This is a genomic window from Hydrogenophaga palleronii NBRC 102513 (assembly GCF_001571225.1).
Taxonomy (GTDB): domain Bacteria; phylum Pseudomonadota; class Gammaproteobacteria; order Burkholderiales; family Burkholderiaceae_C; genus Hydrogenophaga; species Hydrogenophaga palleronii.
Map to the genome: position 1 here is coordinate 389,514 of NZ_BCTJ01000001.1, position 23,431 is coordinate 412,944.

Consider the following 23,431-nt stretch of genomic DNA (forward strand, 5'->3'; position numbering starts at 1 on the left):
GGCCTCCGCTGGTCAGTTTGTGGGCTGGGCTTCGTCACCGGTAAACCAGTGCGCGCGCGCCAACATGATCAGCGCCGTGGCCTCTTCCGGCGTCTGTGCGGTGATATCGGTAAGCTCGTCGGTGGCCAGATCGGCCAGCTCGTCGCGGGTGTGGATGCCGGCGTCGGCCAGCTTGGAGATCAGCTCGGGCGTCACGCCTTCGAGGTCGCGCAGGTTTTGCGACACCTCTTCCACACTTTCTTCGCGGGCGATTTCCATCGTGAGCAGGGCGTCTTTGGCGCGCGTGCGCAGCTCGTTAACCGTGTCTTCGTCAAAAGACTCGATCTCCAGCATTTCCTGCAGCGGCACATAGGCCACTTCTTCCAGGCTGGTGAAGCCCTCTTCGATCAGGATGTCGGCAATTTCCTGGTCCACGTCCAGCTTGGCCATGAACACCTTGCGGATGCCGTCGGCCTCTTCGGCCTGCTTCTGCGCCGACTCGTCGGCCGTCATGATGTTGATGCGCCAGCCGGTCAGCTCGGACGCCAGGCGCACGTTCTGACCACCACGGCCGATCGCGATGGCAAGGTTTTCCTCATCCACCACCACGTCCATGGCATGGCGCTCTTCGTCCACCACGATGGAGACCACGTTGGCCGGGGCCAATGCGCCGATCACGAACTGCGCCGGGTCTTCCGACCACAGCACGATGTCCACGCGTTCGCCGGCCAGCTCATTGGTCACGCCGTTGACGCGCGAACCACGCACGCCAACGCAGGTGCCGATGGGGTCGATGCGCTTGTCGAAGGTGTGCACGGCGATCTTGGCGCGCGAACCCGGGTCACGGGCGCAGGTCTTGATCTCCAGCAGGCCCTGCTCGATCTCGGGCACTTCCTGGCGGAACAACTCGATCATGAAGGCCGGCGCCGAGCGCGACAGCAGGATGGGCGCGCCACGCAGCGTGAGGTCAACCTCCATGATCATGGCGCGCACACGGTCGCCGGTGCGGAAGTTCTCCTTCGGGATCATCTCGCCACGCTTCAGGCGGCCTTCGACGCGGCCGCTCTCGACGATCAGGTCGCCCTTGTCCATGCGCTTGACGGTGCCGACGAAGATCTTGTCACCACGCGACATGAAGTCGTTGAGCAGCATCTCGCGTTCTGCGTCGCGGATCTTCTGCAGGATCACCTGCTTGGCGGCCATCGCACCGATGCGGCCGATCGGCACGCTTTCCACCGGCTTCTCGATGTAGTCGCCCTCCTCGATGTCGGCGAGTTCGTCGCGCGCATCGCTGAGCATTTCTTCGGCATCCGGGTTCTGCAGGCCGGCCTCATCGGGCACGACCAGCCAGCGGCGGAAGGTTTCGTAGGCACCGGTGTCCGGGTCCATCGCGACGCGGATGTCTACTTCGCCCTTGTAGAGTTTTTTGGTGGCCGAGGCCAGCGCAAGCTCCACGGCGCCGAGCACCACGTCGCGCTCGACATTCTTCTCGCGCGAGATCGCATCGATCAGCATCAACATTTCGCGGTTCATTTCACTCGCCCACCTTTCCGGGTTGCTTGTTCTGGTTCACAAGGTTCTTCCTCAATCTTCGGTCTGTGTCGCCGCAGCGCCAGGGGCCTGACGCCCCTTGAAATTCACGATCGGCGCGAGCCGCGCCTGCTGGATGTCTTCCAGCGCAAAAGCCATGGCCTGCATCGGCACCGGCGCGCGCTTCTTGCTCACGCGCTGGCCCGGCTTGGGTTCGGGCGCATCGCTCCAGACCACCTGCCATTGCACACCGTCTTCAGCACGCTCCAGCGTGCCGCGAAATTTCTTGCGGTTGGCCGCCACATCGGTCCCGGTCGCGCCGATCGGCGCCTTCAGGACCAGATCCACCACATGCCCCTCGAAGCGCACGTAGTCGATCTCGCGCTTAAGCGGCCGGTCGATGCCCGGCGAGCCCACTTCCAGGCGCCGGTACTCCAGCCCCTCCACTTCCAGCAGGTACTGCAGCTGGCGCGTGATCTTTTCGCAGTCTTCCACCGTCACGAAACGCTCGACGGGCAGCGGCTGCCCGGCTTGCGGCACTTCCCATGGCCAGTCGATCGTGACCCGCAGCAACCCACCGGCGGAGCGCTCAAGGTCCACCAGGTCAAAACCCAGTCCGGTGACGGTCTGTTCTACGGTATCTTGCCAAGCCATGCTGTGTGGTGTCTGCCCAGAGTTGCTGCCCTGGGGTGTTCCGCAGGGCCAAAAGCGTTCGGCCAAAAAAAATGGGCCGGTAGTAACCCGCCCATTTGGTCGTGAAGCCGGGATTGTAACGCTTCTGTGCACGCTCTGGCAACCGCCTCAGATACCCAGCACCCATTGGATGAGGTTCTTGGCCAGAAAACCCAGCATGCCGAAGGACAGAACCAGGAAGAGCACGAAAGTTCCAAACTTGCCGGCCTTGGACTCGCGCGCCAGATGGAACACGATGAACAGCATGTAGAGGATGAAGGCGCCGACGCCAAAGCTCAGCCCGAACTGGGCGATCTGGCCCTCGGTGAAACCGAGCACGGTGTTTTCCATGACTCAGCGCTCCTGCCGCTCGCCGCCCGTCAGGTCGCGGTAGGCGTGCCAGCTGGCGTGCCCCAGCAGCGGCAGCAGCACGACCAGACCCAGCAAGGCGCTGGCCATGCCGAGCGCCACCAGCAGCAGGATCAGCAGCGCCCACACGGCGACCGGGCCCGGGTGGCTCGCCACCGCCGACCAGCTGCGGCGCACCGCGGTGCCGACGGACACCGGCCGGTCCAGCAGCAGGGGCATGGCCACCACACTGGAGGCAAACATCGGCGCGGCCAGCAGGCCACCCAGCAGCAGCCAGGCCTCGAACAGCCCGAACGGGTGGGCGGCGAGCAGCACGTGCTGCAGAAAATCCTGCGGGCGCTGCACCGGCTGGGGCGCGTACAGGGTGATCAGCGCGGCCGACGTCAGCACCCAGCCGGTGCCGGCCAGACCCAGCAGCAGACCAAAACGCACCAGGCGCGTGTCGGCGCTGCACCAGAGGCGGCCGATCTCGCCCAGCGACACGCGCCGGCCCTGCTCCAGCCCGCGGCTGACCGCGTACAGGCCGGTGGCCAGCACCGGCGCGACGATGAGAAAACCCGAGAACGCGCCCGCCAGCAACCAGAAACGATCACGCGCGCCCCACAGCAGCAAAGCGGCGAACGCGGCGATCAACAGGCCGTGCAGCAAGCCCGGCAGCGGGTGGCGGCGCAGGTCGGCACAGCCGGCGACGAGCCAGCGCAGCGGCGAAATGAGGGTGATGTTGGTGGGGGATGGGGGCACGGTCATGGTGGCTCGGCCGGCGCACCTGCACCGGTCTACGGGTTTTATAGCCCGCACACCCGCGCGCGCGACTGACGCAGATCAAACGCTGCGCACAAAAAAACAAGACCGGATTCAGGCTGCGGCCTGCACCAGGGCGCGGGTATAGGGGTGTTCGGGCGCGCGCAGCACCTGGTCCACCGGGCCGGTTTCGAGCACGGCGCCATCTTTCATCACCACCACCTGGTGCGCCATGGCGCGGATCACGTCCACGTCGTGGGTGATCAGCAGGTAGCTCAGGCCACGCTCGCGCTGCAGGCGTTGCAGCAGGGCCAGCACCTGCTTCTGCACCGTCACGTCGAGCGCGCTGGTGGGTTCGTCGAGCACCAGCAACTGCGGGTCGATGATGAGCGCGCGGGCGATCGCCAGCCGTTGGCGCTGCCCGCCCGAGAACTCGTGCGGATAACGCTGCAGCCAGTCGCCGCCTCGCTGGGGGTCGTCCACCAGGCCGACGTCGGCCAGGGCGGTCACGACACGCTCGCGCCGCTGTGCGACCGACAGGCCGGGCTGGTGCACCAGCAGGCCTTCGCCCACGATCTGTTCGATGGTCAGGCGTGGCGACAGGGAGGAAAACGGATCCTGGAACACCACCTGGATGCGCTGGCGCAAGGCCCGGTCTTGCCCGGCCTTTTTGGCCTGCGCCCAGTCGGTGCCGGCCACCCGCAGGCTACCTTGGTGCGGCAGCAGGCCGAGCGCGGCCAGCGCCAGCGTGGATTTGCCGGAACCGGACTCGCCGATCACGCCCAGCGTCTGGCCCGGCGCGATGTGCAGATCGGCGCCCTGCACTGCCACGAACTCACCTTTCTTGAACCAGCCCTTGAAGCCGGGCAAGGCCACGGGGTAGGACACGCGCAGGCCCTGCGTCTGCAGCACCGGCGCCGCATCGGGTGGCGCCATGACGGGGACCACGTCACGCTCGGGTGTGCTGGCCAGTAGCTTGCGGGTGTAGGGGTGCTGCGGCTGCGCGAACACCTCGGCCACGCTGCCCTGCTCCACCAGGTGGCCGCGCTCCATCACCGCCACGCGGTCGGCGAAACGGCGCACCAGGTTGAGGTCGTGCGTGATCAGCAGCACCGCCATGCCGTGTTCGCGCTGCAGCGTCGACAGCAGGTCGAGAATCTGCCCACGCAGGCTCACGTCCAGCGCGGTGGTGGGCTCGTCGGCCAGCAGCAGCTTGGGCGAGCTGGCCAGGGCCATGGCGATCATGGCGCGCTGGCGCTGGCCGCCACTGAGCTGGTGCGGGAAGGCCTGAGCACGCCGCGCCGGCTCGGGGATGCCGGTGGACGCCAGCAGCTCGACCGTGGCCGCCTGCGCCTGGCGCGGCGTCAGGCCCTTCTTGAGTTGCAGCACCTCGGCAATCTGGTCGCCCACGGTGTACAGCGGGTTGAGCGCGCTCATGGGCTCCTGGAACACCACCGCCACGTCGTCGCCACGCACGCCACGCAGTTCGCGTTCGCCCAGGGCGAGCAGGTCCCGGCCCTGCAACAGTGCCTGACCACTGACCTCGGCGTTGTGCACCAGGCGCAGCAGCGAGAGCGCCGACACGGTCTTGCCCGAGCCCGACTCCCCCACCAGGGCGAGCTTCTCGCCAGCACCGATGGTGAAGTCGATGCCGTGCACCACCGGCTGGCCACCGAAGGCGACGCGCAGGTCTTTCACGTCCAGCAGCGGCGCGTGGTTCATTGGTCCACCTTGCGGGGATCGAGCGCATCGCGCAGCGCGTCGCCCATGAAGGTCAGCAGCATCAGCGTGACCACCAGCACCGCGAAGGTGGAGATGGAAATCCACCAGGCGTCGATGTTGGCCTTGCCCTGGCTCAGCAACTCACCGAGCGACGGTGTGCCCGGCGGCACACCCAGGCCGAGGAAGTCCAGCGAGGTCAGCGCCAGGATGGCCGCGCTCATGCGGAACGGCAGAAAGGTCACCACCGGTGTCAGGCTGTTGGGCAACACGTGGCGCCAGATGATCTGCCAGTTGGACAAACCCAGCGCACGCGCTGCGCGCACGTAATCGAGCTGGCGGTTGCGCAGGAACTCGGCGCGCACGTAGTCGGACAGGCCCATCCAGCCGAACAGGCTGAGCAGGATCAGCAGCAGGCCGATGCTGGGCGAGAACACCGCCGCGAAGATGATCAGCAAATAGAGCTCGGGCATGGCGCTCCAGATCTCGATGAAGCGCTGGAAGGCCAGGTCCGTCTTGCCGCCGAAGAAACCCTGAATGGCGCCGGTGATCACGCCCAGCACCACGCCGATGGCGGTGAGCGCCAGCGCAAACAGCACGCTGACACGGAAGCCGTAGATGAGCTGCGCCAGCAGGTCGCGCCCGCGGTCGTCGGTGCCGAGCCAGTTGTCCAGCGTGGGCGGTGACGGGTTGGGCAGCTTGGCGAAGTAGTTGATGGTCTCCGAGCCGTAGGGGTTGGGTGCGAACAGCGCCCAGTTGCCACCCTGCGCCAATTTCTCCTGGATGAAGGGGTCGAGGTAGTCCGTGGGTGTGTCGAAGTCACCACCGAAGGCGGTCTCGGGGTAGTCCTTGAGCAGTGGGAAGTAGGTTGTGCCTTCGAAGCGCACCACCAGCGGCTTGTCGTTGGACAGCAGCTCGGCAAACAGGCTGCCAACCACCAGCACACAGAAGATCACCAGGCTCCAGTAACCGAGCCGGTTGCGCTTGAAGCGCCGCCAGGCGCGCCGGCCCGGGCTGAGGGAGGCCTGCTGCGGCGCTGCCATCAGTCGAACTTCACGCGCGGATCGACCCACACGTAGCAGAGATCGGAAATCAGCTTGGTGACCAGGCCGATCAGGGTGAACAGGAACAGCGTGCCCATGACGACGGGGTAGTCGCGCCGGATCACGCTCTCGTAGCTCAGCAGGCCCAGGCCGTCGAGCGAGAACAGGGTTTCGATCAGCAGCGCGCCGGTGAAGAAGGCGCCGATGAAGGCCGACGGGAAGCCGGTGATGATGGGAATCAGCGCGTTGCGGAACACATGTTTCCACAACACCTGGCGCTCGCTCAGGCCCTTGGCGCGCGCGGTCATCACGTACTGCTTGCGGATTTCTTCCAAGAACGCGTTCTTGGTCAACATGGCGGTGACTGCAAAACTGCCCAGCACCATGGCCGTGACCGGCAGTGTGATGTGCCAGAGGTAATCGACGATGCGCGCGCCCCAACTGAGCTCGTCCCAGTTGGCAGAGGTCAGGCCGCGCAGCGGGAACCACTGCAGTTGCCCGCCGAAGATCACCAGCAGGGCCACGCCCAGCACAAAGCCCGGGATGGCGTAACCAGCGAGCACCAGCACCGAAGTCCAGAGGTCAAAACGCGAACCGGCCCGCACCGCCTTGGCCACGCCCAGCGGCACGGCAATGGCGTAGCTGATGAGAAAGGTCCACAAGCCGAGGCTGATGGAGACCGGCAGCTTCTCCACGATCAGCTGCCAGACGGTTTTGTTCTGGAAGAAGCTGGTGCCGAGATCAAGGCGGGCAAAACGCCCCAGCATCTGCCAGAAGCGCTCCGCCGGCGGTTTGTCGAAGCCGTACAGCGCCTTGATCTCTTCGATGCGTTTCGGGTCAACACCCTGCGAGCCGCGGTAGGCGCTGCCACCGCCGCCGGCTTCACCGCCCGGGCCCATGGTGGCCGCGCGCGACTCGTTGATGTATTGCTCCACCGGGCCGCCCGGCACGAACTGGATGACGCAGAAGGTGAGCAGGATCACGCCGAACAGGGTCGGCACCATCAGCAGCAGGCGCCGCAGGATGTAGGCGCTCATGGCTGGCGGCCCTCCAGTTGCAGCGGGCTGGCCCACCAGGTGTCCATGGCCCACTGCTCGGCACGCGCGTACGGCGGCATGGGCGCCTGGTGCCGGGTGCGCCAGTCATTGAAGACCAGGCGGTGCGCGGTCATGGTCCACTGCGGGATCAGGTAGTGGCTGTGCATGATCACGCGGTCCAGCGCATGGCAGGCGGGCACCAGTTCTTCGCGCGTCTTGGCGCCGACGACTCGGCGCAGCAGGTCGTCCACGGCCGCACTGCGCACACCGCTGAAATTGTTGGAGCCCTCGGTGGCGGCAGCCCGGCTGCCGAACATGTCCACCAGTTCCTGCCCCGGGTTGTGTGTGCCCTGTGCGTTGATGGTCACGATGTCGAACTCGTAGTGGTCCATGCGCTGCTGGTAGAGCGCGAAATCCACCGCACTGAAGTTGAGCGTGATGCCGAGCTTCTTCAGGTTCTGTATCCACGGCCCCAGGGTGCGGATGCCTCCTTCGCGGCTGTCCAGGTAGGTCAGCACCATGGGCTGGCCCTGGGCATTGCGCAGCGCGCCGTCGCGGTAGGTCCAGCCGGCCTCGGCCAGCAGGTCACGCGCGCGGCGCAGGTTGTTGCGCAGCGACTGGCCCTCGCCCACGGTGACCGGCGTCTCAAACATGGGCCCGAAGGCCGCGTCCGGGATCTTGCCGCGCCAGCGTTCGAGCAGCTGCAGCTCGGCCGGTGATGGCAGGCCTTTGGCCTCGCAGGCCGTGTTGCCGAACAGATCGTTCACACGCGGGTAGCCGTTGTAGAACAACTGCCGGTTCATCCACTCGTAGTCCAGCGCCAGGCCCAATGCTTCGCGCACCCGCACATCGGCCAGCTCGGGCCTGCGGGTGTTCAAAAAATAGCTCTGGAAGCCCGAGGGCATCTGGTGCTCGAACTCGCGCTTGACCAGCTCACCACTGTCGAAGCGGCGGCCGGTGACACGGCGGGCCCAGTCGCCGGCGGAATAGAAGCTCATGAAGTCGAACTCACCCGCCTTGAGCGCTTCCAACCGCGCCGTGTTGTCCTTGTAGATGCGCACGGTGATGCGGTCGAAGTTGGCGGTGCCCTGACGCACCGGCAGGTCCCGGCCCCAGTAGTTCGGGTCGCGCACATAGGTGATGTCGCGGCCGAAGCGCACCGGGCCGATCTTGTACGCGCCGCTGCCCATCGGTGTGTCGGTCACGATCTGGTCGAAGGGTTTGGCCTTGCCGTCCACCACACCCCAAAGCCGGCTGAACACCGGCAGGCTGCCCACCACCAGCGGCAGTTCGCGGTTCGGGCTGGTGAAACGGAAGCGCACGGTGAGCCGGTCCAGCACATCGGCGGACTTCACCTCCGCCAGCAGACTGCCGTACTGCGGCATGGCCTGCGCGCTGCGCAGCATCTCGAAGCTGTGTTTGACGTCGGCCGCCTCCACCGGCTTGCCATCGTGGAAACGCGCTTGTGGGCGCAGGCGGAAGGTGGCGCTCAATCGGTCGGGCGCGACCTGCACGTCTTCGGCCAGCAGGCCATAGGCCGAAGCGGTCTCGTCCATCGATGCCAGCAGCAGGGGTTCGAACAGCAGGTCGAGCAGGTAGGCCGGCGCTGCACCCTTGAGCGTGAACGGGTTGTACTTGTCGAAGGTGGAGAGGCGCTGGTTGCTCACCAGGCGCAGCTCACCGCCTTTGGGCGCGGCCGGGTTCACATAGTCGAAGCGCTGGAAGTCGGCCGGGTATTTGAGGTCGTCCCACAGCGCGTAACCGTGGGCGGCCCAGGCGGCCGCGGGGCTGAATGCCGCCAGCACCACGGCCACGCACAGCGCAGCGAGGCGGCTGTGGTGGCGGGGGGCGGGTGCGTGCATGAGACAATTCTGCTGGATTTTTCACTGGAGTCATGAAACATGGGTTTTCTCACTGGCAAGAAACTGCTGATCACGGGCGTGCTGTCCAACCGTTCCATCGCCTACGGCATTGCCAAGGCCTGCCACCAGCAGGGCGCCGAGCTGGCGTTCAGCTACGTCGGTGAGCGCTTCAAGGACCGCATCACCGAGTTCGCGGCCGACTTCGACTCCAAGCTCATCTTCGATTGCGACGTGGCCGACGATGCGCAGATCGAGCAGCTGTTCACTGACCTGTCCAAGACCTGGCCCAAGTTCGACGGCTTCGTGCACAGCATCGGCTTTGCGCCGCGCGAAGCCATCACCGGCGACTTCCTGGAAGGCCTGTCGCGTGAAGCCTTCCGCATCGCGCACGACATCAGCGCCTACAGCTTCCCCGGCATGGCCAAGGCCGCCCTGCCCTACCTCAACGACAAGGCCTCGTTGCTCACGCTGAGCTACATGGGTTCCATCCGCGCCGTGCCGAACTACAACACCATGGGCCTGGCCAAAGCCAGCCTGGAAGCCTCGGTGCGTTACCTGGCCGAATCGCTCGGCCCCAAGGGCATGCGCGTCAACGGCATCAGCGCCGGCCCGATCAAGACCCTGGCGGCCAGCGGCATCAAGGACTTCAGCAAGCTGCTGAACCTGGTGGCGAGCGCAGCACCGATCCGGCGCAACATCACCATCGAGGAAGTGGGCAACGTGGCCGCCTTCCTGCTGTCCGACCTCGCCTCGGGCGTGTCGGCCGAGATCACCTATGTGGACGGCGGTTACGCCCAGACCACGGGCGTGAGCCGCGACAGCCAGGCCATGCTCTGACGCACCGCCGTGCCCCATGAAGAAAGGCCCCGTAACGGGGCCTTTCTTCTGGGTGGTGGCTGAAGGCCGCTCAGGCCCGCTCAGGCCTTCACGCAGTCGGCGAAGTAGCTCTTGCGGCCGTCATCGCCCACCACTTCCACCAGGCCGTGGATGTCGGTCTCGAAGCCCGGGCACTGCAGGTTGAACTCGCGCGCGAACTTGAGGTAGTCGACGATTTTCTTGTTGAACACCTCGCCCGGGATCAGCAGCGGGATGCCCGGTGGGTACGGCGTCACCAGGCTGGTGGTGATGCGGCCTTCCAGCGCGTCGATCGGCACACGCTCGGTGGTGCGCTGTGCGATGTGCGCAAACGCGTCGGTCGGCTTCATGGCCGGCGTCAGGTCGCTCAGGTACATCTCGGTCGTCAGGCGCGCGATGTCGTAGCGCGCGTACAGCTCGTGCACGTGCTGGCACAGGTCGCGCAGGCCCATCTGCTCGTAACGCGGGTGCTTCTGGCAGAACTCGGGCAGGATGCGCCACATCGGCTGGTTCTTGGCGTAGTCGTCCTTGAACTGCTGCAGCGCGGTCAGCAGCGTGTTCCAGCGGCCCTTGGTGATGCCGATGGTGAACATGATGAAGAAGCTGTACAGGCCGGTCTTCTCCACCACCACGCCGTGCTCGGCCAGGAACTTGGTGACGATCGACGCCGGGATGCCGTTCGCTTCAAAGCGCCCGTCCAGGTTCAGGCCCGGGGTGACGATGGTGGCCTTGATCGGGTCCAGCATGTTGAAGCCCGGCGCCATGTCGCCGAAGCCGTGCCAGTCCTTGTCGCTGAAGGTCACGTCCTTCTGCTTGAGGACCCAGTCGCCGGTCTCGCCCATGCCCTCGTCGGCCAGGTCGTCCGGGCCCCAGACCTTGAACCACCAGTCGTCCTCGCCGAACTCGGCTTCCACCTTGCGCATGGCGCGGCGGAAATCGAGCGCTTCGAAAATGCTCTCTTCCACCAGTGCACGACCGCCGGGCGGCTCCATCATCGCGGCGGCCACGTCGCAACTGGCGATGATGGCGTACTGCGGGCTGGTGCTGGTGTGCATCAGGTAGGCCTCGTTGAAGAGGTGGCGGTCGAGCTTGACGTTCTGCGAGTCCTGCACCAGCACATGGCTGGCCTGGCTGATGCCGGCCAGCAGCTTGTGGATGGACTGCGTGGCGTACACCACCGACTCCATCGGGCGCGCGCGCTTCTTGCCCATGGCGTGGAAGTTGCCGTAGAACGGGTGGAAGGCCGCGTGCGGAAGCCAGGCTTCGTCAAAGTGCAGGTTGGCCACGTAGCCGTCAAGCATCTGCTTGATGGCCTCGGTGTTGTAGAGCACGCCGTCGTAGGTGGACTGGGTGAGCGTGAGCACGCGCGGCTTCACGGTGGCCGCGTCCACGCCGGCCAGCAGCGGGTTGGCGCGGATCTTGGCCTGGATCGCTTCGATCTCGAACTCGCTCTGCGGGATCGGGCCGATGATGCCGTAGTGGTTGCGCGTGGGCTTCAGGAAGACGGGGATCGCGCCCGTCATGATGATGCTGTGCAGGATGGACTTGTGGCAGTTGCGGTCCACCACCACCACGTCGCCCGGGGCCACCGTGTGGTGCCAGACCATCTTGTTGCTGGTGCTGGTGCCGTTGGTGACGAAGAAGCAGTGGTCGGCGTTGAAGATGCGCGCCGCGTTGCGCTCGCTGGCGCCAATGGCGCCGTTGTGGTCCAGCAGCTGGCCCAGTTCTTCCACCGCGTTGCAGACGTCGGCGCGCAGCATGTTCTCGCCGAAGAACTGGTGGAACATCTGGCCGACCGGGCTCTTCAGGAACGCCACGCCACCGGAGTGGCCCGGGCAGTGCCAGGAGTACGAGCCGTCTTCAGCGTAGTCGAGCAGCGCCTTGAAGAACGGCGGCTGGATGCCTTCGAGGTAACTCTTGGCCTCGCGGATGATGTGGCGCGCCACGAACTCCGGCGTGTCCTCGAACATGTGGATGAAACCATGCAGTTCGCGCAGCACGTCGTTGGGCAGGTGGCGGCTCGTCTTGGTCTCGCCGTAGATGTAGATCGGCACGTCGGCGTTCTTGCGGCGCACTTCGTCGATGAAGTTGCGCAGGCTCAGCACCACCGGGTCGATGTCCTCGCCGTGGCTGAACTCCTCGTCGTCGATCGACAGGATGAAGGCACTGGCGCGGCTTTGCTGCTGCGCGAACTGGCTCATGTCGCCATAGCTCGTCACACCCACCACCTCGAAGCCCTCGGCCTCGATGGCTTGCGCCAGCGCGCGGATGCCCAGGCCCGAGGTGTTCTCTGAGCGGAAGTCCTCGTCGATGATGACGATGGGAAAGCGGAATTTCATCGTGTTCTCCAGCCGCTCTGTGCGGCCATGGGGAAAAGGCACCGCGGACCCTCTTGGGCCATCGGTGGCAAAGCAGGCGCGAAGTGTACGGAAATCGTGTGGCACCCACCGGAACGTGCCGGGCTTTTGTCGCAGAATGTGGCGCAAGGCACACATTCACCACCCGGTGGATGGCGATTGGGTCAAACCCAGCCCGTTTCGTTCACAAGACAGGAGCATTCATTCATGGCGGATTCAACCTTGTGGTGGCTGTTGACAGGCGCGACCGTGGCCGTCGAACTGTTCACCGGCACCTTCTACCTGTTGATGCTGGCCATCGGCATGGCCGCGGCCGCGTTGGCGGCTCACGCTGGCGCCAGCACCACGGTGCAGCTGGTGGTGGCCGCGCTGGTGGGCTCCGCGTCCGTGGTGGGCTGGTACCTGATCAAGAAGCGCCGCGCGGGCGATGCATCGGTGCGCTCCATGCGCAGCGTCAATCTGGACATCGGCGAGCTGCTGCAGATCGATGAATGGAACGCCGACGGCACCGCCACCGTCAAATACCGCGGCGCACAGTGGACCGTGATCCAGCGCCCGGGCAACGCCGCCACGCCGGGCAGCTACCGCGTGGCCGAACTGGTGGGCAACCGCCTGCTCGTCGACAAGGTCTGAAGCACTGCCATCTGCTTGCGCTACCCTCCGACATCCTGAAACTCTCTCGAGATCCCAAGCCATGGAAATTGCCATCCTTCTTTTCATCATCGCAGTCATCTTCATCACGCGCTCCATCAAGGTGGTGCCGCAACAGAACGCCTGGGTGGTGGAGCGACTCGGCAAATACCACGCGTCGCTCGCGCCGGGTTTGAACTTCCTGGTGCCCTTCATCGACAGGGTGGCCTACAAACACAGCCTGAAGGAAATTCCGCTGGACGTGCCCAGCCAGGTCTGCATCACGCGCGACAACACCCAACTGCAGGTGGACGGCATCCTTTACTTCCAGGTCACCGACCCGATGCGCGCCAGCTACGGCTCGTCCAACTACATCGTCGCGGTGACGCAGTTGGCCCAGACCTCGCTGCGTTCGGTGATCGGCAAGCTTGAACTCGACAAGACCTTCGAAGAGCGCGACATCATCAATGCCCAGGTGGTGCAGGCCATCGACGAAGCCGCGCTGAACTGGGGCGTGAAGGTGCTGCGTTACGAAATCAAGGACCTGACGCCGCCGGCCGAGATCCTGCGCTCCATGCAGGCGCAGATCACCGCCGAGCGCGAGAAGCGCGCGCTGATCGCCGCCTCTGAAGGCCGCCGCCAGGAACAGATCAACATCGCCACCGGCGAACGCGAAGCCTTCATCGCCCGCTCCGAGGGCGAGAAGCAGGCAGAAATCAACAAGGCGCAAGGCGAAGCCGCAGCCATCCTCGCCGTGGCCGAGGCTTCGGCCGGCGCCATCCGCCAGGTCGCAGAAGCCATTCGCCAACCGGGCGGCCAGGAAGCCGTGCAGCTCAAGGTCGCCGAGAAAGCCGTCGAGGCCTACGGCAAGGTGGCGGCCGATGCCACGACCACGCTGATCGTGCCCAGCAACATGACCGAAGTGTCGGCTCTGATCACTTCCGCCATGAAGATGGTCGGCACGGGCAAGTCGGTCTGACGCGCTGACGGGAACAACAGACAGGAGAGAGCAGCATGAGCTTGTCGCGCAATGTGCTGGGCGGGGAGCTCGTGCCCTGCTCTTACGATCCCCTCACCGGCTTCTATCGCGACGGCTGCTGCGAGACCGGCGCCGCTGACCACGGCGCGCATGTGGTGTGCACCCGGGTCACGGCCGCCTTTCTCGGTTTTTCGCGCGCCCAGGGCAACGACCTGAGCACACCGCGCCCCGAATGGCGCTTCGCCGGCCTGCAACCCGGTGACCGCTGGTGCGTGGGCATACAGCGCTGGCTGCAGGCCCTGGACGCAGGCGTGGCGCCACCCGTGGTGCTGGACAGCACACATGCGGCGGCATTGCAGCATGTGTCGCTGGAGGTGCTGCAGCAAAATGCTTGGCACAAGTCACCCGACGGAAGCCGGGCCGCCTGAAAAGTGTTCTCGCAGCCTGCTACAATCGTGGGCTCCACGGAGAGGTGGATGAGTGGTTTAAGTCGCACGCCTGGAAAGCGTGTGTGGGCTAATCCCCACCGCGGGTTCGAATCCCGCCCTCTCCGCCAGTTATTGCAGTCGGCCCCTTTCAAGAGGCTGTGCAGGCAAGCAGAAAAGCCCCGTATCGCGTTGTGATGCGGGGCTTTTTTGTTTTTGCCAGGGCTTCATGTCAAAGCAAATTCCGGTTCGCGGCCCCGGTGTCGGAGCATTTGATCCAGCGAACTCTGCGCGTGCCCCGGGCGCTCCTGCAAGCCAAGAAGGACCGGGCCGCGCAAGCCCGGTCGAAAGCTCAGTAGTAGGCGTTGCCAATGGGCGCATCGTCCTTGTTCAGGACCACACCCAGCAGATTGAACTTCGAGAGCCGGCTCATGGACTCCTCGATTTCCTTGCGCGTGGACACACCATTGCCCACCACCATCAGCACGCAGTCGATACGCGGCAACAGCGCCAGCACGTCATCGGCCGCGAGCACGGGCGGCAAGTCCACGATGACGATGCGGTCCGCATAGTGCTCACGCAGCTCGCCCATGAGCGCGGCCACTTTGCTGGAACCCAGCACTTCGGCCGAACTGGGCACAGGACGCTGCGTGGGCAACACGACAAACCGCGGAATGCCCGGGTTCACCATGGCGTCTTCAATGGGCGCGCCTTCGGTGAGAACCTGGTTCAGCGAAACCTCCCGCTGCAAGCCGAGCAAGGTGGCCACACGCGGGCGTCGCAGATCGAAGTCGACCAGCAACGAGGTCCTGTTGGTTTGCTGTGCGATGCCGATCGCCAGATTGATCGCCACCACGGACTTGCCCGACTCCATGGTTGGCGAGGTGACCGCCAGGGTGCGCCAACCGTTCTCGTCCATTTTTTGCAGAACCTGCGTCCGCAGCAAATCAAAGGCCCAGGACACCGGGTGCGACTTCTGGTGAGCGACGATGCGGCTGTTCTCGAGGTGCGCCAGATCCAGCTCAACCACCGACGTCTTCTGGTAGTGCACGTCTGGGTCAGCAACTGTCAGCGCCTCGGGCGAGGTGGCGGATGCTTGCCTGATTGCCGACCGGGCTGCCTGTGGCGATGCCTCAGATGCCTCGCGTTGTGTCTTGGCCTTTTCGATGGCCTCTTTGATGCGTTCCATGGAGCAACCAGTCCTCAGTCTAGGCGGGAAGTGACAAAAATCAGGGCGTTTTGCAGCGGCATGACCCAGAAATGGAACATCAGCAGCGCACAGACACCGGCCAGTGCCGCGATCAGGATAGTGCGCTTGCGCCACTTCTCGAGATTCGGGGCCTCGGCTCCGATGGTGATGTAGGGAATCACCGCCAGCGGCCGCTGGTTCACCACCGCCGTCAAAGCGTTGACACCCCAGACCCGCGCCAACAACACCTCCAGCAGGAAGGCCACGGCCAGCGCGGCGCCGACCGCTGCGATAAAGCCGGCTGCAACCACCTTCTTGCGGCTGGGCTTCACCGGGTACTCCGCGAGCAACGGTGGCTCCAGCAAGGTGAAACGTTCGGCCTGTTGGCCACCTTCGAGGTTCTCCACCACTTGCGCCGACAACAGTTGTGTCCGCAGCTCTTCGTACTTGGTCTTTGCCGCGTCGTAATCTCGCTGCAAGCCCGCAAGCTGCCGCTCCAGTTGAGGGGCCCTGCTGGTCTGAACACGAACCTGCCCGATGCTGGCGCGCAGGCTGGACTGCTGGCTGGCCAGCAAATCTGCCCGGGATCGTGCAGCTTCCACTTGTGCTTCCAGGCGGGATGCTGCCAGGCTGGCCTGCTCTCGCGCCGCCGTTCTCGCTGGCGTCTGGATGCGCGCCTCATTGACCACGGCCTGCTCCAGGCTGGGAATCCGGCTCAACAAGGAGCGTACGTCTGGATGGTTGTCCGAGTAAACGGCACGCAGTCCGGCCAGTTCAGCGCGTGCACGCTCAAGCTCCACCTCGGTCTGGCTGGGGCCCAGGCTGGCCACCACGCCTGGCGCCATCACCCCGCGTCGGGCGGCGGCCAGGTCGACCTCCAGCGAACGCAACTCGCTGACAGCCAGACGGTAGTCGCGCTCGACGGTGCGCAAATCAGCCTCCATGCTTGGAAGCCCACCCGCCGCCAGCGCCGTGCTTTCTGTCATGGCGCCAGGCTGCTGCGACTTGAACGTCGCGATTTTGGCCTCGAGCGACTCCAGCTCCTTGCGGACCCGCTCGGATTCGACACTCAGAAATTCCGTGGTGCGCGAAGCCTGGTCCACGCGATCACGTCGGTTGCTGGAGAGAAACAGCTCAGCCAACTCGCGCGTCACGGCAAGCGCTTTTTCCGGGTCGCCGTGTTGAAAGGTCAGGTTGAAGGAAATGGCGGCCGGCCGGGGAGCCCACGGATCACCGGTCACCCCCATGAGATCAAGCCGGATGCTTTGGCGCATGGCATTGACCACATCGGTGTCCGACAGGCCTTTCTCACCAGTTTCTGCGAACAGGTGGTTTTCCTGAGCCACGCGAATCAGGTTCTCCCGCGTCATGAGCCGTTGCCGGATCAGGTTCACGCGGTCTTCAGGGCGAGGCCTGTTGGCATTCTCCTCCGCTGCCACCTTGATCTGAGGTCCATCAACCAGGATGGTCGCCGTGGATTCGTAAGCGCGTGGCAATACAAATGCAAGCACCACCGAAGCCGTCAGCACGGCGCCGAAGGCCAGGATCATGGCAAGCGCACGTCGACGCAAGATGGACAGATAGTCGTGCAAACTGAGCTGGTAATCACCGAACATGAACGTTGCCCTTAGCGGCCTGTAAACAAATAAACCAACCCTGCTCGAACCGCCCAGCCTCTGCCCGAGACGCCCGCCACATCTTTGGTCCTGCGATCTTCAACACCGAGTATCGAGTTCCAGTTCGTGCCGATTTCATTCTCGAGTGTCAGGTTGGACACACTTCCAATCCCGCCCGCGACGTCAACCGCACGACTGCGTGCGGTGCTGGCGGACAGCGTGGCGCCCTCCGTGAGGCGATACCCGACACGCAAGCGCACGGCTTCGGTCTTGACGTAGCCTGTCGTGAAACCGACGGCATCCACGTCTTTCACCCACTCGGCCGAAGACGTCCAGCGGCTGCCTGCGTAGGTCAGCAACACGCCCCCCACTCCACTCGTGCTGTTCTGCGGGCGGCCGGTGCGCGCCTGCCCCGCCGAGGCAGAAAGCGACCATGCAGGAGACAACTCCCGCACTGTCCCAACGCGCCAACGGTTCACGGTCGATGCAGCCCCGCCTCCTGCCGGCGTCAATCGCCCATGAACCGGCTCGACATAGTAAGAAGCCTGTTCGCTCTGCTCCCAGCTCAACCGGGTAGAGATCTCCTGCTCACGGTAGTCCACCAGCAAAGGCGAATCGTAGGTGACGCGGTTGTTCTCGGCACCTACCGCCAGCCGCGTACGTGAAGTCAGCTCTTTGGTCCACGTGGCGCCAGCGGTCAAAGCACGCTCCCGGCTGTCGACCGTCACACGGCCTGAATCCCGCAACTCCGAGTTCCGTGTGGCCGACTCCGCCAGGTTGGCGCGCAGCTCAAGGCTCGCCGTGGGCCAGGCGTACGCCCACGTGTAGCCCAGGCTGGGGTACTCGCGGCTCGCCAGCAACTGGGTGTTGCTCGAACGCTCGATCACCGCGCCCGCGGTGAACCTGGAGCGGATACGGTCACTTTCCGTCTCGAACGAATAGTTGGGGATCAGACGCAGCACGGTGGCGCCACCGGGGCTGACGGGCGCGAGCAGCGGGTTTTCGATCCGCTCAAGCTCCACGGCCACCGTCGTGGAATGCTGCGCGTGCGCGGCACCCGTGCCGGCGCACAGCGCTGCGGCAAAGAAAAAGGAAGGATGGGCGCGCATCATGTTCACGGCACCAGAATGGTGTCACCTGGCTGCAGGACCACGTTCGTCTCGAGCGCGTTGCCGCGCATCAGGTCGTTGTAGCGAACCGGCAGCACGGTCGACACGCCGTTGACCTGGCGCAGCACACGGATGGCATTCGCGTCGGCAAACCGGTCAACGCCACCGGCCTGGCTCAACACCTGCAGCACCGTGGTGGAAGGCGACATCAGGGTCACCAGGCCCGGCGTGGTGACCTTGCCCAGCACATACACACGGCTGCCGTCGATACCGGTCACGGCCACGGTCACCACGGCTTCCTTGATGTATTCCTTGATTTTGGCTGCGATGCGTTGTTCGGCTTGCGGCGTGGTCAACCCCGCCACCTCGACACGACCGGCCAGAGGAAAGGTGATGCTGCCGTCAGGCAACACCCGCACCTCCATGCGCAATGCGTCCTCTTTCCAGACCGAGACCGTCAGGGCATCGCCATGGCGCAACAGATAAGGTGATGCAGATTGCGCAGAGGCCACCGCGCCCACCAGGACCAGACACAGGAACACAAAAGACTGCAGTGCGGATTTCATATTCGACTCCCAGGATGAATGACGCGCCGATGTTGAAATCGGTGCAGGACGACAGCAGCTTCGAACCCGAGCTGCATGCATGGCAGGATAAAGGCACAAGACTCAACCTCTGCGATGAGCAGAAGCCATGTCACAATTTGTTGTTACCCCGAGGATGGTAAACCAACGAGAGTTGGCTCAGGTGTGAACAGATGCACAATCCGTCCACGCCCAACCACCTCGCCGATCGGCGAACGCAAGCTCATCAAAAACGGTCTCATGGCAGACGGGTATGAGTGAAAGACCTGAGATGACATTTTCCACGGTGCCTCCGCACCAACTCAGCGCAGTGGAACCCGACTGGCAACGCGAGCGGTTGGGTTTTTGCGAATGGAATTCCGGCAAACGGTTGCTGCGCAGTATCCGCGACTATCAGCGCCTGCGGCAGCAAACCGTCCTTTTTTACCCATTGCGTGTGCTGGTCGTGTTACGGCATCGGTTCTGGAGTGTGGTCAGCGGGGCCGACATCCCGTTGAACTGCTGCCTTGGTGGGGGGTTGCTGCTGCCCCATCCGAACGGGGTGGTGATCCACCCGGACGCTGTGGTGGGGCCGAATTGCATGATCCACCATCAGGTGACACTGGGGACGGTGGCATCGGGCGGGGTGCCAACACTGGCGGGTCGCGTGGACGTGGGTGCGGGCGCGAAGCTGCTCGGACCAATTGTGATCGGGCCTCACGCCAGCATCGGTGCCAACGCCGTGGTGTTGACAGACGTGCCGCCCGAGCACGTGGCAGTCGGGATTCCCGCACGCTGCCGTCCACGACGAGGCAACGCATAAGAAAAACGCGCCGCCCGTGGTGTTCGGTACGCCGCCGGCGTGCCTCAACGGTCGGTGCACAGCACGCGCTGGCGATAATGGCCCGCCGCTCCCCTCCCCACCCATCACCCATGTCCAAACCGCAGATCGCCGTGGCTTTCCCTGTTCGCGTTCGCAACCGCATGCAGCGGCAGCTCGGTGCCCTCCACGCCGAAATGAGAGGCCAGCGTTGAACGACGGTCTGAAAACCGGTCAGGCCGGCGCTGAGGACGTCTCGGCCCGCCCCCTGGTGGGCGCGGTGGTCATTGGTCGCAACGAAGGCGACCGGCTGCGCGTCTGTCTTTCATCGGTGTTGCCCCACATCCGCGCGGCGGTGTATGTGGACTCCGGTTCGACGGACGGATCGGTGGAAATGGCACGGGGCATGGGCGCCGACGTGCTCTCGCTGGACATGGGCAAACCCTTCACCGCTGCACGAGCGCGCAACGCGGGTTACCAACGCCTGCTGGAGCTCCACCCGCAGCTGCGTTATGTGCAGTTTGTGGATGGCGACTGCGAAGTGGTCTCCGGATGGATCGAGGCAGCACGCCTTCACCTTGAAGCAGAGCCCGACTGTGCCGTGGTCTGCGGGCGCCGCCGCGAACGCTACCCAGAGCGCTCCATCTACAACCACATGTGCGACCTGGAGTGGGATACGCCGGTCGGCGACACCAACAGCTGTGGCGGAGACGCCCTGTTCCGTGCCGAAGCGTTTACGCAGGTCGGTGGCTTCAGAGCGAGCCTGATCGCAGGCGAAGAGCCCGAACTGTGCGTGCGCCTTCGCGGCGCAGGTTGGCGCATCCACCGCCTGGACCAGGAAATGACGCTGCACGACGCGGCCATCACACGCTGGTCTCAATGGTGGCAGCGCACCGTCCGGGCTGGCCACGCGTTTGCCGAGGGGGCCTGGCTGCACGGAGCACCGCCAGAGCGACACTGGGTGCGCGAAACCTTGCGCGCCGTGCTCTGGGGCCTGCTGCTGCCCCTAGGCATCGCGCTGCTGGCCGTGTTCGTGGATGCCCGCGCCGGTCTGCTGGCGCTGCTGTATCCCGTGCAATGGGCACGGCTGGCGATCCGCAGCGGCTCGCCCGGCATTGCGTTTTTCACACTGGCGGGCAAGTTTGCCGAAGCCCGCGGTGTGCTCAAGTTCTGCGTGACCAAGCTGCTCGGGCGCACCGGGCGGCTGATTGAATACAAGTAGGTGGAGAGCAGCTGCGCATGAATCAGCACTGGATTGGCAACTGGTCTCCGGGCATCGGCGACCCGACCATCGGCGGATGGGTCACGGTCGCACTGTACGTCCTGGCCGCCTGGGCGTGTTTTGCGGTGCTGCGCCGCGAAACACAGCAGCGAATTGTGATGAGCGTGAACGAGCGGCTGATCTGGCGCCTGCTGACCGTGGCCATGATTGCGTTGGGCATCAACAAGCAGCTTGACCTGCAGTCTGCCGTCACCGAATGGCTCCGCATCTCCGCCATGCAGCACGGCTGGTATGACAATCGACGCCAGTACCAGGAGGCCTTCATCGCGGCCTTGCCCGTGCTGGGACTGACCACCTTGTCGGCCATCATGATGCTGGTCTGGAGCGCGCCAGCGCCGAGCTTGTGGGCTTGTGCCGGGACGGCGGGCCTGATGATGTTTGTCGCCATCAGGGCGGCGTCCTTCCACCATGTGGACGAGATGCTCGGCTGGCACCTGGCCGGCTTCACCCTCAACTGGTTGCTCGAAATGGGCTCGCTGGTGGTGATCGCCTGGAGCGCATTTGCAAGAGCACGGACAAGAACATGAAGATCGCCTATTTCATCAACCAATACCCCAAGGTCAGCCACAGCTTCATCCGGCGCGAGATCCTTGCGCTGGAGCGCCAGGGCGTTGAGGTGCAGCGCCTGGCCCTGCGCGGCTGGAGCGAGAAGCCTGTCGACCCCGACGACATTGCCGAACAAGGCAAGACCTTCTACGTGCTGCGCGCGGGAGCGGCCGGCCTGCTCGTGGCCGCGCTGACGCAGTTGCTGCGCACGCCCGCCGCTTTCGTCCAGGCACTGCTGATGGCCTGGCGCATGAGCCGCGGGTCGGACCGCGCCCTGCTCTACCACTTGGCCTACCTGGCAGAGGCCTGCCGCGTGGTCGGCCAGCTTCGCAAGCACCCGGTGGACCATGTGCACGCACATTTCGGCACCAACTCGGCCGAAATCGTCATGCTGGCACGCGCCCTCGGCGGGCCGCCCTACTCCTTCACCGTGCACGGACCGGAAGAGTTTGATCAGCCCGCAGCACTGCACCTGAAGGACAAGATCGAGAACGCGGCCTTCGTGGTCGCCATCAGCTCCTATGGGCGCAGCCAGCTGTACCGCTGGGTGGGCCACGAACGGTGGAACCGCATCCACGTGGTGCACTGCGGCCTGGAGCGCAGCTTCCATGAAGGCGCCGAGTCCGTGCCAATGAGCGACACGCCGCGGCTGGTCTGCGTGGGCCGGCTGTGCGAGCAAAAAGGCCAGCTGATCCTGCTGGAAGCCGTGCGACGCCTGAAGGACCAGGGTGTGCACTTCGAACTGGTGCTGGCCGGCGACGGCGAGATGCGGCCTGAGGTGGAGCGCATGGTGGCCAGCCACGGCATGCAGCAGCAGGTGCGCATCACCGGCTGGATCAGCAGCCAGCAGGTGCGCGAAGAACTGCAGGCCGCCCGAGCCATGGTCCTGCCCAGCTTTGCCGAAGGATTGCCGGTGGTCATCATGGAGGCCATGGCGCTGGAGCGCCCTGTGGTCACCACCACGGTGGCCGGCATCCCGGAACTGGTGCGCCATGGCCTGGACGGCTGGCTGGTCGCACCCGGAGACGTGGAAGCGCTGGCCACCGCGCTGGCCGACGCGCTGCGCAGCGACGTGACACACCTGAAGGGCATGGGACGCCAGGGCCGACAGCGCGTCATGGCGCGCCACGACATCGACGTGGAAGCCGCCAAGTTGATCCGGCTGTTTGGAGGCTCGGCATCGTGAGCGCGACGTCCGCACCAGCATCGCCCGTGGCCGCGTCTGGGGCAAGGCCCGGGCTGAGCATCATTCTTCCGGCCAACAACGAAGAGGCTTATCTGGCCAACTGCCTCCGTGCCTTGATGACCTCGGAGCCGGCAGACACTCCGGTCCAGGTGCTGGTGGTGGCCAATGCGTGCAAGGACCGCACCGTGGAGGTGGCGCGCTCGTTCGAAGCCGCAGCCTCCCGCATCGGCTGGACCCTGCAGGTGCTGGACCTCGCACAACCCGGCAAACTCAATGCCCTGAACGTCGGTGACGAGCTGGCGACCGGCGAGCTGCGCCTCTACCTCGATGCCGACGTGCTGGTCAGCCCCGCACTCGTGCGCATGCTGGCCGAGGAACTCGGCAGCACGAGCGCAGCGCGCTACGCCAGTGGCAAGCCACACATCTCTCACGCGCAGTCTGCCGTGACGCGCGCGTACGCGCGCTTCTGGCAGATGCTGCCGTTCGCGCGCAGCGAGGCGCCCGGTTTCGGCGCCTTTGCGGTGAACGCCGCCGGCCGGGCCCGCTGGGGCCGGTTTCCAGACATCATTTCCGACGACACCTACGTGCGTCTGCTGTTTGCGCCCCACGAACGCAAAGGCGTTCAGGCCAGCTACGAGTGGCCGATGGTGGAAGGCTTCAGCCGCCTGGTGAAGGTGCGCCGCCGGCAGGATCAGGGCGTGAAGGAAATAGCCCGGAAGTGGCCCGAACTGTCGCGCAACGAAGGCAAAGCCACGCCACGGCGCAGCGAGCTGCTGGGTATGGCGCTGCGAGAACCCTGGGGTTTTGTCGTGTACGCGGCCGTGACGCTGGCTGTACGCTCACGGCGCGCTTCTGCGCAGTGGACGCGCGGTCGCTGACAACCCGCGCACTTCCCACGCGCTCAGGCCCACGCTAAAGTCAC

General features: G+C 65.0%; 22 protein-coding genes and 1 tRNA gene. 10 read left to right on the plus strand and 13 right to left on the minus strand.

The window, feature by feature from the left end; translation table 11 throughout:
* Positions 1-12 precede the first annotated feature (12 nt).
* The 8 genes from nusA to HPA01S_RS01825 form a co-directional block, all read right to left on the minus strand.
* Positions 13-1,512 carry a transcription termination factor NusA gene (gene nusA / locus HPA01S_RS01790; RefSeq protein ID WP_066265847.1) on the minus strand — a complete coding sequence of 500 codons (1,500 nt, stop codon included), beginning with the start codon at positions 1,510-1,512 and terminating at the stop codon, positions 13-15.
* A 51-nt stretch (positions 1,513-1,563) separates the two neighbouring features.
* Positions 1,564-2,163, minus strand: coding sequence for a ribosome maturation factor RimP (gene rimP / locus HPA01S_RS01795; RefSeq protein WP_066265849.1), 600 nt, complete (start codon positions 2,161-2,163; stop codon positions 1,564-1,566).
* Between the two features lie 147 nt (positions 2,164-2,310).
* The gene (locus HPA01S_RS01800; RefSeq protein WP_245638544.1) at positions 2,311-2,532 is read right to left on the minus strand and encodes a DUF2788 domain-containing protein; all 222 of its coding nucleotides are present in this window, start codon (positions 2,530-2,532) and stop codon (positions 2,311-2,313) included.
* Between the two features lie 3 nt (positions 2,533-2,535).
* Complete coding sequence (locus HPA01S_RS01805; RefSeq protein WP_066265853.1) at positions 2,536-3,297, minus strand: DUF2189 domain-containing protein; 762 nt, start codon at positions 3,295-3,297, stop codon at positions 2,536-2,538.
* A 108-nt stretch (positions 3,298-3,405) separates the two neighbouring features.
* Entirely contained in the window at positions 3,406-5,013 is a 1,608-nt protein-coding gene (locus HPA01S_RS01810; RefSeq protein ID WP_066265854.1) for an ABC transporter ATP-binding protein, read from the minus strand.
* On the minus strand, positions 5,010-6,053 hold the full coding sequence (locus HPA01S_RS01815; protein ID WP_066265855.1) for an ABC transporter permease: 1,044 nt from the start codon (positions 6,051-6,053) through the stop codon (positions 5,010-5,012). The genes HPA01S_RS01810 and HPA01S_RS01815 overlap by 4 nt, the downstream gene beginning before the upstream one ends.
* On the minus strand, positions 6,053-7,090 hold the full coding sequence (locus tag HPA01S_RS01820) for a microcin C ABC transporter permease YejB (protein ID WP_066265857.1): 1,038 nt from the start codon (positions 7,088-7,090) through the stop codon (positions 6,053-6,055). The genes HPA01S_RS01815 and HPA01S_RS01820 overlap by 1 nt, the downstream gene beginning before the upstream one ends.
* Positions 7,087-8,952 carry an extracellular solute-binding protein gene (locus HPA01S_RS01825; RefSeq protein ID WP_066265859.1) on the minus strand — a complete coding sequence of 622 codons (1,866 nt, stop codon included), beginning with the start codon at positions 8,950-8,952 and terminating at the stop codon, positions 7,087-7,089. Before HPA01S_RS01825 ends, HPA01S_RS01820 begins: the two co-directional genes overlap by 4 nt.
* Before the next feature lie 39 nt (positions 8,953-8,991).
* Between HPA01S_RS01825 and fabI the strand changes: the two genes are divergently transcribed.
* Positions 8,992-9,789, plus strand: coding sequence for an enoyl-ACP reductase FabI (gene fabI, locus HPA01S_RS01830; protein ID WP_066265861.1), 798 nt, complete (start codon positions 8,992-8,994; stop codon positions 9,787-9,789).
* Between the two features lie 80 nt (positions 9,790-9,869).
* Here fabI and HPA01S_RS01835 read toward each other — a convergent pair whose 3' ends face one another.
* A complete protein-coding gene (locus HPA01S_RS01835; RefSeq protein WP_066265863.1) occupies positions 9,870-12,146 on the minus strand; it encodes an arginine/lysine/ornithine decarboxylase in 2,277 nt (758 codons plus the stop codon).
* A 225-nt stretch (positions 12,147-12,371) separates the two neighbouring features.
* Between HPA01S_RS01835 and HPA01S_RS01840 the strand changes: the two genes are divergently transcribed.
* From HPA01S_RS01840 to HPA01S_RS01855, 4 genes are all read left to right on the plus strand, one after another.
* Positions 12,372-12,797, plus strand: a complete 426-nt coding sequence (locus tag HPA01S_RS01840) for an NfeD family protein (protein ID WP_066265867.1) — start codon at positions 12,372-12,374, stop codon at positions 12,795-12,797.
* Between the two features lie 61 nt (positions 12,798-12,858).
* On the plus strand, positions 12,859-13,773 hold the full coding sequence (locus HPA01S_RS01845) for an SPFH domain-containing protein (protein ID WP_066265868.1): 915 nt from the start codon (positions 12,859-12,861) through the stop codon (positions 13,771-13,773).
* Positions 13,774-13,808: 35 nt separating this feature from the next.
* A complete protein-coding gene (locus HPA01S_RS01850; protein ID WP_066265870.1) occupies positions 13,809-14,201 on the plus strand; it encodes a DUF2237 family protein in 393 nt (130 codons plus the stop codon).
* Positions 14,202-14,239: 38 nt separating this feature from the next.
* A tRNA-Ser gene (locus HPA01S_RS01855) sits at positions 14,240-14,329 on the plus strand.
* A 221-nt stretch (positions 14,330-14,550) separates the two neighbouring features.
* Here HPA01S_RS01855 and HPA01S_RS01860 read toward each other — a convergent pair.
* Genes HPA01S_RS01860 through HPA01S_RS01875 form a run of 4 tightly spaced genes read right to left on the minus strand, consistent with a single transcriptional unit; the run spans position 14,551 to position 18,678 of the window.
* Entirely contained in the window at positions 14,551-15,387 is an 837-nt protein-coding gene (locus HPA01S_RS01860) for a CpsD/CapB family tyrosine-protein kinase (RefSeq protein WP_066265872.1), read from the minus strand.
* Positions 15,388-15,401: 14 nt separating this feature from the next.
* Complete coding sequence (locus HPA01S_RS01865; protein WP_066265875.1) at positions 15,402-17,003, minus strand: GumC family protein; 1,602 nt, start codon at positions 17,001-17,003, stop codon at positions 15,402-15,404.
* Between the two features lie 11 nt (positions 17,004-17,014).
* Complete coding sequence (locus tag HPA01S_RS01870) at positions 17,015-18,115, minus strand: TonB-dependent receptor (protein WP_066265878.1); 1,101 nt, start codon at positions 18,113-18,115, stop codon at positions 17,015-17,017.
* A 2-nt stretch (positions 18,116-18,117) separates the two neighbouring features.
* On the minus strand, positions 18,118-18,678 hold the full coding sequence (locus HPA01S_RS01875) for a polysaccharide biosynthesis/export family protein (protein WP_066265880.1): 561 nt from the start codon (positions 18,676-18,678) through the stop codon (positions 18,118-18,120).
* A 289-nt stretch (positions 18,679-18,967) separates the two neighbouring features.
* On the opposite strand from HPA01S_RS01875, the gene HPA01S_RS22505 reads away from it, so the two are divergent.
* The 5 genes from HPA01S_RS22505 (at position 18,968) to HPA01S_RS01895 (ending at position 23,387) form a co-directional block, all read left to right on the plus strand.
* Positions 18,968-19,498 carry a serine O-acetyltransferase gene (locus HPA01S_RS22505; RefSeq protein ID WP_084360383.1) on the plus strand — a complete coding sequence of 177 codons (531 nt, stop codon included), beginning with the start codon at positions 18,968-18,970 and terminating at the stop codon, positions 19,496-19,498.
* Positions 19,499-19,706: 208 nt separating this feature from the next.
* Positions 19,707-20,717: a glycosyltransferase family 2 protein gene (locus tag HPA01S_RS01880; protein WP_245638545.1), complete on the plus strand. Its 1,011-nt coding sequence runs from the start codon at positions 19,707-19,709 to the stop codon at positions 20,715-20,717.
* A 17-nt stretch (positions 20,718-20,734) separates the two neighbouring features.
* Positions 20,735-21,304: a hypothetical protein gene (locus HPA01S_RS01885; protein ID WP_066265882.1), complete on the plus strand. Its 570-nt coding sequence runs from the start codon at positions 20,735-20,737 to the stop codon at positions 21,302-21,304.
* Positions 21,301-22,509 (plus strand): glycosyltransferase family 4 protein, encoded by a 1,209-nt coding sequence (locus HPA01S_RS01890; protein WP_066265883.1) that lies wholly within the window; start codon positions 21,301-21,303, stop codon positions 22,507-22,509. The genes HPA01S_RS01885 and HPA01S_RS01890 overlap by 4 nt, the downstream gene beginning before the upstream one ends.
* Positions 22,506-23,387 (plus strand): glycosyltransferase family 2 protein, encoded by an 882-nt coding sequence (locus HPA01S_RS01895; protein WP_218005310.1) that lies wholly within the window; start codon positions 22,506-22,508, stop codon positions 23,385-23,387. The genes HPA01S_RS01890 and HPA01S_RS01895 overlap by 4 nt, the downstream gene beginning before the upstream one ends.
* Positions 23,388-23,431: the final 44 nt, after the last annotated feature.

What these genes read in the sequence shown, in the direction of transcription:
- nusA (WP_066265847.1), bottom strand. Translation starts at nt 1,512, where the DNA reads ATGAACCGCGAAATGTTGATGCTGATCGATGCGATCTCGCGCGAGAAG.
- rimP (WP_066265849.1), bottom strand. Translation starts at nt 2,163, where the DNA reads ATGGCTTGGCAAGATACCGTAGAACAGACCGTCACCGGACTGGGTTTT.
- HPA01S_RS01800 (WP_245638544.1), bottom strand. Translation starts at nt 2,532, where the DNA reads ATGGAAAACACCGTGCTCGGTTTCACCGAGGGCCAGATCGCCCAGTTC.
- HPA01S_RS01805 (WP_066265853.1), bottom strand. Translation starts at nt 3,297, where the DNA reads ATGACCGTGCCCCCATCCCCCACCAACATCACCCTCATTTCGCCGCTG.
- HPA01S_RS01810 (WP_066265854.1), bottom strand. Translation starts at nt 5,013, where the DNA reads ATGAACCACGCGCCGCTGCTGGACGTGAAAGACCTGCGCGTCGCCTTC.
- HPA01S_RS01815 (WP_066265855.1), bottom strand. Translation starts at nt 6,053, where the DNA reads ATGGCAGCGCCGCAGCAGGCCTCCCTCAGCCCGGGCCGGCGCGCCTGG.
- HPA01S_RS01820 (WP_066265857.1), bottom strand. Translation starts at nt 7,090, where the DNA reads ATGAGCGCCTACATCCTGCGGCGCCTGCTGCTGATGGTGCCGACCCTG.
- HPA01S_RS01825 (WP_066265859.1), bottom strand. Translation starts at nt 8,952, where the DNA reads ATGCACGCACCCGCCCCCCGCCACCACAGCCGCCTCGCTGCGCTGTGC.
- fabI (WP_066265861.1), top strand. Translation starts at nt 8,992, where the DNA reads ATGGGTTTTCTCACTGGCAAGAAACTGCTGATCACGGGCGTGCTGTCC.
- HPA01S_RS01835 (WP_066265863.1), bottom strand. Translation starts at nt 12,146, where the DNA reads ATGAAATTCCGCTTTCCCATCGTCATCATCGACGAGGACTTCCGCTCA.
- HPA01S_RS01840 (WP_066265867.1), top strand. Translation starts at nt 12,372, where the DNA reads ATGGCGGATTCAACCTTGTGGTGGCTGTTGACAGGCGCGACCGTGGCC.
- HPA01S_RS01845 (WP_066265868.1), top strand. Translation starts at nt 12,859, where the DNA reads ATGGAAATTGCCATCCTTCTTTTCATCATCGCAGTCATCTTCATCACG.
- HPA01S_RS01850 (WP_066265870.1), top strand. Translation starts at nt 13,809, where the DNA reads ATGAGCTTGTCGCGCAATGTGCTGGGCGGGGAGCTCGTGCCCTGCTCT.
- HPA01S_RS01860 (WP_066265872.1), bottom strand. Translation starts at nt 15,387, where the DNA reads ATGGAACGCATCAAAGAGGCCATCGAAAAGGCCAAGACACAACGCGAG.
- HPA01S_RS01865 (WP_066265875.1), bottom strand. Translation starts at nt 17,003, where the DNA reads ATGTTCGGTGATTACCAGCTCAGTTTGCACGACTATCTGTCCATCTTG.
- HPA01S_RS01870 (WP_066265878.1), bottom strand. Translation starts at nt 18,115, where the DNA reads ATGATGCGCGCCCATCCTTCCTTTTTCTTTGCCGCAGCGCTGTGCGCC.
- HPA01S_RS01875 (WP_066265880.1), bottom strand. Translation starts at nt 18,678, where the DNA reads ATGAAATCCGCACTGCAGTCTTTTGTGTTCCTGTGTCTGGTCCTGGTG.
- HPA01S_RS22505 (WP_084360383.1), top strand. Translation starts at nt 18,968, where the DNA reads ATGACATTTTCCACGGTGCCTCCGCACCAACTCAGCGCAGTGGAACCC.
- HPA01S_RS01885 (WP_066265882.1), top strand. Translation starts at nt 20,735, where the DNA reads ATGAATCAGCACTGGATTGGCAACTGGTCTCCGGGCATCGGCGACCCG.
- HPA01S_RS01890 (WP_066265883.1), top strand. Translation starts at nt 21,301, where the DNA reads ATGAAGATCGCCTATTTCATCAACCAATACCCCAAGGTCAGCCACAGC.